Genomic DNA, 7,288 nt, shown 5'->3' on the forward strand with positions numbered 1-7,288 from the left:
TTCGGCGCCGACAGCCAGACGCAGGAGCTGGTGCGGCAGGCGTTCGACGGCGCCGGCGCCAGCCTCAACGTGGTGGTCGATACCAGCACCGCGCCGACGGTGTGCGAGTTCGTCGCGGCCGGCCTGGGGGTGTCCTTGATTCATCCGCTGTTCGCCGAAGGGTTCCAGAACCGCCTGGTATTGCGGCGGTTCGATCCGGAGTTGAATTTCCATTTCCAGCTGTGCCGCACGCAGGCATCGCGCAACGCGGCATTGGTCGAGACCTTTGTCCAGGAGGCGCGCGACGTCGCCGCGCAGATCTCCCGGGAAGTGCTCAAGGGCCAGTGAGCCATCGCCCCGCGGGGCGATGACCCGCCCGGTTCAGGGCGCCTTGACCGTGGTCAGCTCGGTCACCGGCGGCTGCAGGTTCAGCGCGCCCTTGAGCGCATAGCCGTAGTTGACGCGGTCGCTGTGCACCCACACCTGCTTCAGGCCGAACAGCGGCACCGCGCAGACGTCGTCATGGATCCTGGCCTGGGCCTCCTTCCACAGCGCCAGCTGGCGCGCCGGGTCCGGTTCGATGCGGGCCTGGCGGATGGCGTCGTCGGCCACCGAGCAGTGCGAAAAGTTCGACATCGCGGCCGGCGCGCCGATCGCGGCGGCCGAGTCGTAGAACTCGGTCAGGTAGGTGTCGGCGTTGGGAAAGCGCGCCGCGCCGTAGAACACCAGGCCGCTCAGGTCCTGGCGGCTCTTGGCCTGGTAGGTGGCGTGGTCCACCACTTCCATGTTGAGCTTGATGCCGGCCTTGGCCAGCTGCGCCTGCACGATCTCCATGATCGGCTGCTGCGCCGAGATGTTGGAGACGATCGACTTGATCTCGATGCCGTTCGGAAAGCCCGCCTCGGCCAGCAGCTTGCGGGCGCGCTCCGGGTCGTAGGCGTAGCCGCCGGCGCCGCAGTCCTGGCCCAGGTAGCCATTGGGCACCACCGAGCAGCCCTTCTCGGCCACGTCCTTGCCGGCGTAGCGCACGATCTCGTCGACGTTGATGGCGGCGGCGATCGCCTGGCGCACTTTCAGGTTGTCGAGCGGCTTGATGTTGCGGTTGATGTGCAGCGTGCGGAATTCGGCCGGCTCGAAGATGTCGACCTGCATGCCGCGCTTGGCCGAGCGTTCGACCCAGCGCTGTTCGCGCTTGCCCTGCATCACGTCGATCTCGTTGGAGGTAAACGCCAGTTCGCGCGCGCTGTCCGACGGGATCATGCGGTACATGATGCCGGCCAGCTTCGGCTTGCCGCGGAAGTAGGCGTCATTGGCCACCAGCTTCACGTACTGCTGCGTGATGTGCTCGCCGAACGCGAACGGGCCGGTGCCGACCGGCGCGGCGCCGAACTTGTCGCCCAGCTTCTCGGCCGCCTTCTTGCTGACGATGTTGCCGCCGTGATAGTTCGACACGCGCCCCAGGAAGGCGGCGTCCGGATACTTGAGCGTGAAGCGCACGGTGTAGTCGTCGACCGCCTCGACCTTGTCGATCAGGGCGAAGGTGGCGGCGAAGCTGGAGCGGTTGGGGTCGGCCGCGCGCTGGATCGAATACACCACGTCCTCCGCCTTGAGTTCGCCATAGCCGGCATGGAACTGCACGCCGTGGCGCAGGTGGAAGGTCCAGGTCTTGCTGTCGGGCGAGGCCTCCCAGCGTTCGGCCAGGTCCGGCTCCAGCGCCTTGGGGTCGGCGCTGCCGGCCGGGAATCGCACCAGCGCGTCGAACATCTGCGCGGCCACGCCCTTGTCGGCGGTGGAGGTGGCGCGATGCGGATCCAGCGTGGCGTTGTCGGCGGCGCCCGAGCTGATGCGCAGCATCGGCCGCTCCTGGGCATGGGCCGGGGCGACGAGCCCGGCGCTACAGGCCGCGAACAGCGCGGCGGCAAAGACGAAAGTGGTGGCAGGACGGTTCATGACTTCCCTTGTGTGCCGCGCGTCGGCGGCTTTGGTCATCTGCAGTCAGAGGTACGGCTTGCTGGCAGACTAGAAGCGGGAAAGCATGGCGTCAAAGTCCTTCAAGTCCTTGACCTATTCCACAGGGTTATATCCTGGCCGTCTGCCGCGCCGCATGCCCGGGAACCGCCGGCGCGGCTAGTGGTTACTACTGATAGGGGAAAAAACCGGGGTTTCAGGGAAAACACCGACGCCCGCGGACGGCGCAAAGCCCCTTCGGCTCGGACGGTCTTGCTTGACGCTTCCCGACCGCCGACCGTATTCTTATTTGAACGATCATTCCATAAAGCACGCCATGCGCACCAAGGATTTTGAACCCGACGAGGTCGCCGACGCCGCCATGCAGGTGTTCTGGCGGCGCGGCTATGCCGCCACCTCCGTGCAGGACCTGGTGGACGGCACCGGCCTGGGCCGCGGCAGCCTCTACAACGCCTTCGGCAGCAAGCAGGGCCTGTATGAAGCGGCGCTGCGGCGCTACCACGCGCTGACCGCCGCCAACCTCGACCTGCTGGCCCGGCCCGGCAACGCGCGCGAGCGCATCGGCCGCCTGCTCGACTTCATCGCCGACGACGAACTGCGCGAGGCCAGCCGGCGCGGCTGCCTGGTGGCCAATGCCTCGCTGGAAATGGCGGGGCAGGACGAGGTGGTGGCCGAACTGGTGCGGCGCAACTTCCAGCGCCTGGAGAAAGCGCTGGAGCGGATCCTGGCCGAGGGCCAGGCCAGCGGCGAGATCGACGCCGGCAAATCGCCGCGCGCGCTGGCCCGCTTCATCGTCACCACCATCCAGGGGCTGCGGGTGGTCGCCAAGGGCAGCAATGCCCGCGAGCGCCGCCAGTGGCTCGGCGACGTGATCTCGGTGGCGCTGGGCACGATCTAGGGCCAGTTCACACGACAGGCGCCTCACACGCGCTCCAGGGCCGAGCGGCGCCAAGGCGCCTCGCGCAGCCCTCTCGGACACATCAGGCATACTGCGGCATTCCGGTGTCGCGCGCCTTGCTTCGTTCTTTTCTGGAATGATCATTCCAATTTAACCGCAATCGGAGTTTCCGCATGAGTTTCACCCCACCTCTTCCCGCCGGCGCCTGCCCCCGCGACGACACCGACGGTTTGCCGCTGGGCAAGCTGCTGGCCCTGGCGCTGGCGGGCTTCATCACCATCATGACCGAGACCGTGCCCGCCGGCCTGCTGCCGCAGATCGGCCAGGGCCTGGGCGTCTCCGAGGCGCTGGCCGGGCAGTTGGTGACATTGTTCGCGGCCGGCTCGGTGCTGGCGGCGATTCCCATCATCGCCGCCACCCGCAGCTGGAACCGCCGGCCGCTGCTGTTGCTGGCGATTGCCGGCCTGTGCATGTTCAACGTGGTCACGGCACTGTCGACCCATTACGCGCTGACGCTGGCGGCGCGCTTTGCCGGCGGCATGGCGGCCGGCCTGCTGTGGGGCCTGCTGGCCGGCTATGCGCGCCGCATGGTGGCCTCGCGCCAGCAGGGCCGGGCCCTGGCGGTGGTGGGCGCGGGCCAGCCGCTGGCCCTGTGCATCGGCGTGCCCGCCGGCGCCTGGCTCGGCAGCCTGATGGACTGGCGCGGCGTGTTCTGGCTGATGGCCGCCGTGTCGCTGGCGCTGGTGATCTGGGTGCGCGCGGCCGTGCCCGACTTCGCCGGCCAGGCCGCGCGCCAGCGCCAGCCGATCGCGCGCACCTTCCTGCTGCCGGGCATCCGCCCGATCCTGTTCGTGCTGTTCACCTGGATCCTGGCGCACAACGTGCTCTATACCTACATCGCGCCGTACCTGATCCACCTGGGCAGGCCGGCCTCGGTCGACCTGGCGCTGCTGGTGTTCGGCGCCAGCGCGGTCGCCGGCCTGTGGCTGACGGGCATGATGGTGGACCGGCGCCTGCGCCTGCTGACGCTGCTTTCGCTGGCGCTGTTCGCGCTGACCGCCTGCGCGCTGGGCCTGGCCGGCGGCAACCCGGCGGTGCTGTTGGCGGGCGTGGCGCTGTGGGGCTTGAGTTTCGGCGGCGCGCCGACGCTGTTGCAGACCGCCCTCGCCGACACCGCCGGCGAGCATTCCGACGTGGCGCAGTCGATGCTGGTCACGATCTTCAACCTCGGCATCGCCTGCGGCGGCATGCTCGGCGGCGCCCTGCTGGACACGGCCGGCGCCGGCTCCTTCGCCTGGACCGTCGCCGCGCTGGCCGCGATCGCGCTGCTGGCCGCATGGCGGGCAAGCGCGCACGGCTTCCGCCCCGGTCACCGGCCGTAGCGTCCGGCCAACGCCGCCAACGCCGCCAGCATGCAGGCAGCGGCCGCCAGCAGCGTGGCGGGCAGGCCCCAGTGATCGACGCTGACCCCGCCCGCCAGCGCGCCTAGCGCGATGGCCAGGTTGAACACGCCGACGAACAGCGACGTCGCCGCTTCGACCGCGCCGCGCGCGGCCTGCATTACCCAGGTCTGCAATGCGACCGATACGCCGCCGTACGACAGTCCCCACAACAGCAGCAAGGCCGCGGCGGCGGCGCGCAGGTCGCCCAGCCAGGGCAGCAGCGCCAGGGTCGCCAGCAGGCCCAGCGTGATCGCCAGCAGCGTCGCGCGCGGGCGCCGCGCCGCCGCGCCGCCCGCCAGGAAATTGCCGGCGATGCCGGCCACGCCGTAGGCGAACAGCAACGGGCCGATCCAGTCCGCCGCGAACCCCGCCATCGTCTGCAGCACGGGGCGCACGAAGGTGTAGGCCATGAAATGCCCAGCCACCAGGAACAGGGTGATGAACAGCCCGCGCCGCAGGCCCGGATTGCGCAGTTGATCCGACAGCTGGCGCGCCGTCACCGACTGCGCCACCGGCAGCGGCGGCAACGCCAGCGCGGCGAACAGCAGCGCCGCCGCGCTCAGCGCCGCCATCGCGCCGAAGGCGCTGCGCCAGCCCGCCAGATTGCCGATCAGCGCGCCCAGCGGCACGCCCAGCACCGACGCCACCGCCACGCCGCCGAAGATGACCGCGGTGGCCATGCCGACCGACGCGGCGGGAACCAGCCGGTCCGCCAGGCCGCCGGCCACCGCCCAGATGCCGCCGATGCAGAGGCCGACCAGGACGCGCGCGGCCAGGAATCCGGCCAGGCCCGGCGCCAGCGCGCTACCCAGGTTGGCAAGGGCCAGCAACAGCAGCAGGCCGCACAGGATCCGGCGCCGGTCGATGCCGCGCGCGCCGACCACCACCAGCGGCGCGCACAGCGCGGCCAGCAGGCCGGGCGCCACCATCAGCCAGCCGACGCGGCCCACCGACACGTCCAGACTGGCGGCGATCGGCACCAGCAGCCCCACCGGCAGCATCTCGGTGGTGACGACGCAGAACGTCGCCATGCCGGCCGCCAGCACGCCGGCCCAGGCGCCGCGGGACGATTCGCCGCGCGCGGCGGCCGGGTTCAGGGAAATACCGCGGGTCATGGAAAGCCTCTCGCCAAACAGGAACAGGGAAAAGAACGCCGGGCGGGCGCTCGCGCCAGGCCGTCCGACGGCTGGCCCGGCCAGTCTACTGTTTCCGTTTCGCTGATAAAGTAGGCTTCCAAAGAAACAAAAGGGACGAATCGTCGCCAATCGGACGCGACATCGCCGCCCTGCCCTGGAGCCGTTCCATGACGCCGCCCGCCCCTGTCACCGGCATCGACCATATCGGCGATGTGATCGCCTTCATCCGCGTCGCAGACGCGCAGAGCTTCACGCTGGCCTCGGAACGCCTGGGGCTGTCGCGCTCGGCCATCGGCAAATGCATCGCGCGGCTCGAACAGGGCCTGGGCGCGCGGCTGCTGCATCGCAGTACCCGCAGCGTCAGCCTCAGCGACGAAGGCCGGCTGTTCTACGAACACGCGCAGCGCATCGTGGCCGAGGTCGACAACGCCACCGGCGCCATGGCCAGCCGCCAGGAAACGCCGCGCGGCCGCCTGCGCATCGACCTGCCGGTGGCCTTGGGCCGGCTGCACATCATGCCCTTGGTGGCCGACTACCTGCGGCAATGGCCCGGCGTCGAAGCCGACATCAGCTTCACCGACGACTACACCGACCTGGTGCGCGACGGCATCGACGTCGCCATCCGCATAGGCGGCGAGGCCGACAGCCGGCTGGTGCGGCGCGTCCTGGCGCCGCACCGGCTCATCACCTGCGCCGCCCCCGCCTATCTGGCGCGCCACGGCGCGCCGGCCTCGCCCGACGATCTGGCGCGCCACCAGACCCTGGCCTTCACCCACATGGGCGCGCCGGTCCCGTGGCGCTACGCCAGCCACGGCCAGGACCGCCCTGTCGCGGTCGCCGGCCGACTGCGGCTGGGCAACACCGAGGCATTGCGCGATGCCGCATTGGCAGGCGCGGGCATCGTCCAGCTGGGCGCCTTCCTGGTGGGCGACGACCTGCGGCAGGGCCGCCTGGTGGCCGTGCTGGAACCCCACGCGCCGCCGGGCGCGCCCGTCTGCGCCGTGTATCCGCACCGGCGCCACCTGGCCCCCAAGGTGCGGCTGCTGATCGACGGCATCGTGGCGCGCTGGCAACAGGGCGCGCCCTGGCCGACATAAGGCCTGTGTGTGCGCCGGCACGGCAACGCGGCGGCTGGAACAAACGTCCGCATGCTCCCGGGCCGGCGTCATTTGCATCAGTGATACCGATCATCTATATCCACTAAACTGATGCAAAACCTCTGGCGGGTGGTCCTGTCTAGAGTGCTGTCCGGTCTCCGCGGGACAGCGCTCCGGCGTAAGGGCGCCCGCCATCCGCGGCCCAGCCCGCGGCGCCTTGCCCTTGCCACCCGGAGTTTTTCTTGAGCGACATCTACCACTTCAGCCGCGGCACTGCCCCGCTGCTGATCTCCATCCCCCACCTGGGCAGCCAGCTTCCCGACGCCCAGCGCGCCCGCATGACCGCCGCCGGCCAACAGTCCGGCGACACCGATTGGCACCTGGACACGCTGTACCAGTTCGCCGACGCGCTGGGCGCCTCCGTGCTCGGCGCCCGCTATTCGCGCTACGTGGTCGACCTGAACCGTCCGCCCGACGACGAAAGCCTGTACCCCGGCCAGACCAAGACCGGCCTGTGCCCGACCCATACCTTCCGCGGCGAGCCGCTGTACCCGAACGACGCCAGCCTGACCGACGACGAGCGCGCGCACCGGCTGCAGACCTACTGGCAGCCCTACCACGCCAAGCTGCGCGAAGAACTCGACCGCATCCGCGCCGAACATGGCACGGTGCTGCTGTGGGAAGCCCATTCCATCGCCAGCGTGCTGCCGCGCCTGTTCGAGGGCAAGCTGCCCGACCTGAACCTCGGCACCGCGGACGGCGCCAGTT

7 protein-coding genes are annotated in these 7,288 nt (G+C 70.1%); 5 read left to right on the forward strand and 2 right to left on the reverse strand.

Features of this window, described 5'->3' with window-relative positions; all coding sequences use genetic code 11:
* Positions 1–327 (forward strand): LysR substrate-binding domain-containing protein (locus tag AOZ53_RS23140; RefSeq protein ID WP_231690668.1); only part of this gene is annotated, 327 nt, incomplete at its 5' end.
* 33 nt (positions 328–360) lie between these two features.
* On the opposite strand, the gene AOZ53_RS23145 is transcribed toward AOZ53_RS23140, so the two are convergent.
* Entirely contained in the window at positions 361–1,929 is a 1,569-nt protein-coding gene (locus tag AOZ53_RS23145) for an ABC transporter substrate-binding protein (protein WP_054475822.1), read from the reverse strand.
* Positions 1,930–2,263: 334 nt separating this feature from the next.
* Here AOZ53_RS23145 and AOZ53_RS23150 point away from each other — a divergent pair, with 334 nt between their 5' ends.
* Positions 2,264–2,845, forward strand: coding sequence for a TetR/AcrR family transcriptional regulator (locus AOZ53_RS23150; RefSeq protein ID WP_054475825.1), 582 nt, complete (start codon positions 2,264–2,266; stop codon positions 2,843–2,845).
* Between the two features lie 173 nt (positions 2,846–3,018).
* Positions 3,019–4,227 carry an MFS transporter gene (locus AOZ53_RS23155; RefSeq protein WP_054475827.1) on the forward strand — a complete coding sequence of 403 codons (1,209 nt, stop codon included), beginning with the start codon at positions 3,019–3,021 and terminating at the stop codon, positions 4,225–4,227.
* On the opposite strand, the gene AOZ53_RS23160 is transcribed toward AOZ53_RS23155, so the two are convergent.
* Positions 4,215–5,402: an MFS transporter gene (locus AOZ53_RS23160; RefSeq protein WP_054489533.1), complete on the reverse strand. Its 1,188-nt coding sequence runs from the start codon at positions 5,400–5,402 to the stop codon at positions 4,215–4,217. The two genes, AOZ53_RS23155 and AOZ53_RS23160, sit on opposite strands and share 13 nt — an antisense overlap.
* Positions 5,403–5,590: 188 nt before the next feature.
* Between AOZ53_RS23160 and AOZ53_RS23165 the strand changes: the two genes are divergently transcribed.
* Both AOZ53_RS23165 and AOZ53_RS23170 read left to right on the forward strand, forming a co-directional pair.
* Positions 5,591–6,520, forward strand: coding sequence for a LysR family transcriptional regulator (locus AOZ53_RS23165; RefSeq protein WP_054489538.1), 930 nt, complete (start codon positions 5,591–5,593; stop codon positions 6,518–6,520).
* A gap of 242 nt (positions 6,521–6,762) precedes the next feature.
* On the forward strand, positions 6,763–7,288 hold a 526-nt coding region (locus tag AOZ53_RS23170; protein ID WP_054489540.1), incomplete at its 3' end, for an N-formylglutamate amidohydrolase.

The organism is Achromobacter sp. 2789STDY5608621, assembly GCF_001299375.1.
Lineage (GTDB): Bacteria > Pseudomonadota > Gammaproteobacteria > Burkholderiales > Burkholderiaceae_B > Achromobacter > Achromobacter insuavis.

Excerpts from the sequence above, each read along its gene's own strand:
- AOZ53_RS23145 (WP_054475822.1), bottom strand. The coding sequence starts at position 1,929 with ATGAACCGTCCTGCCACCACTTTCGTCTTTGCCGCCGCGCTGTTCGCG.
- AOZ53_RS23150 (WP_054475825.1), top strand. The coding sequence starts at position 2,264 with ATGCGCACCAAGGATTTTGAACCCGACGAGGTCGCCGACGCCGCCATG.
- AOZ53_RS23155 (WP_054475827.1), top strand. The coding sequence starts at position 3,019 with ATGAGTTTCACCCCACCTCTTCCCGCCGGCGCCTGCCCCCGCGACGAC.
- AOZ53_RS23160 (WP_054489533.1), bottom strand. The coding sequence starts at position 5,402 with ATGACCCGCGGTATTTCCCTGAACCCGGCCGCCGCGCGCGGCGAATCG.
- AOZ53_RS23165 (WP_054489538.1), top strand. The coding sequence starts at position 5,591 with ATGACGCCGCCCGCCCCTGTCACCGGCATCGACCATATCGGCGATGTG.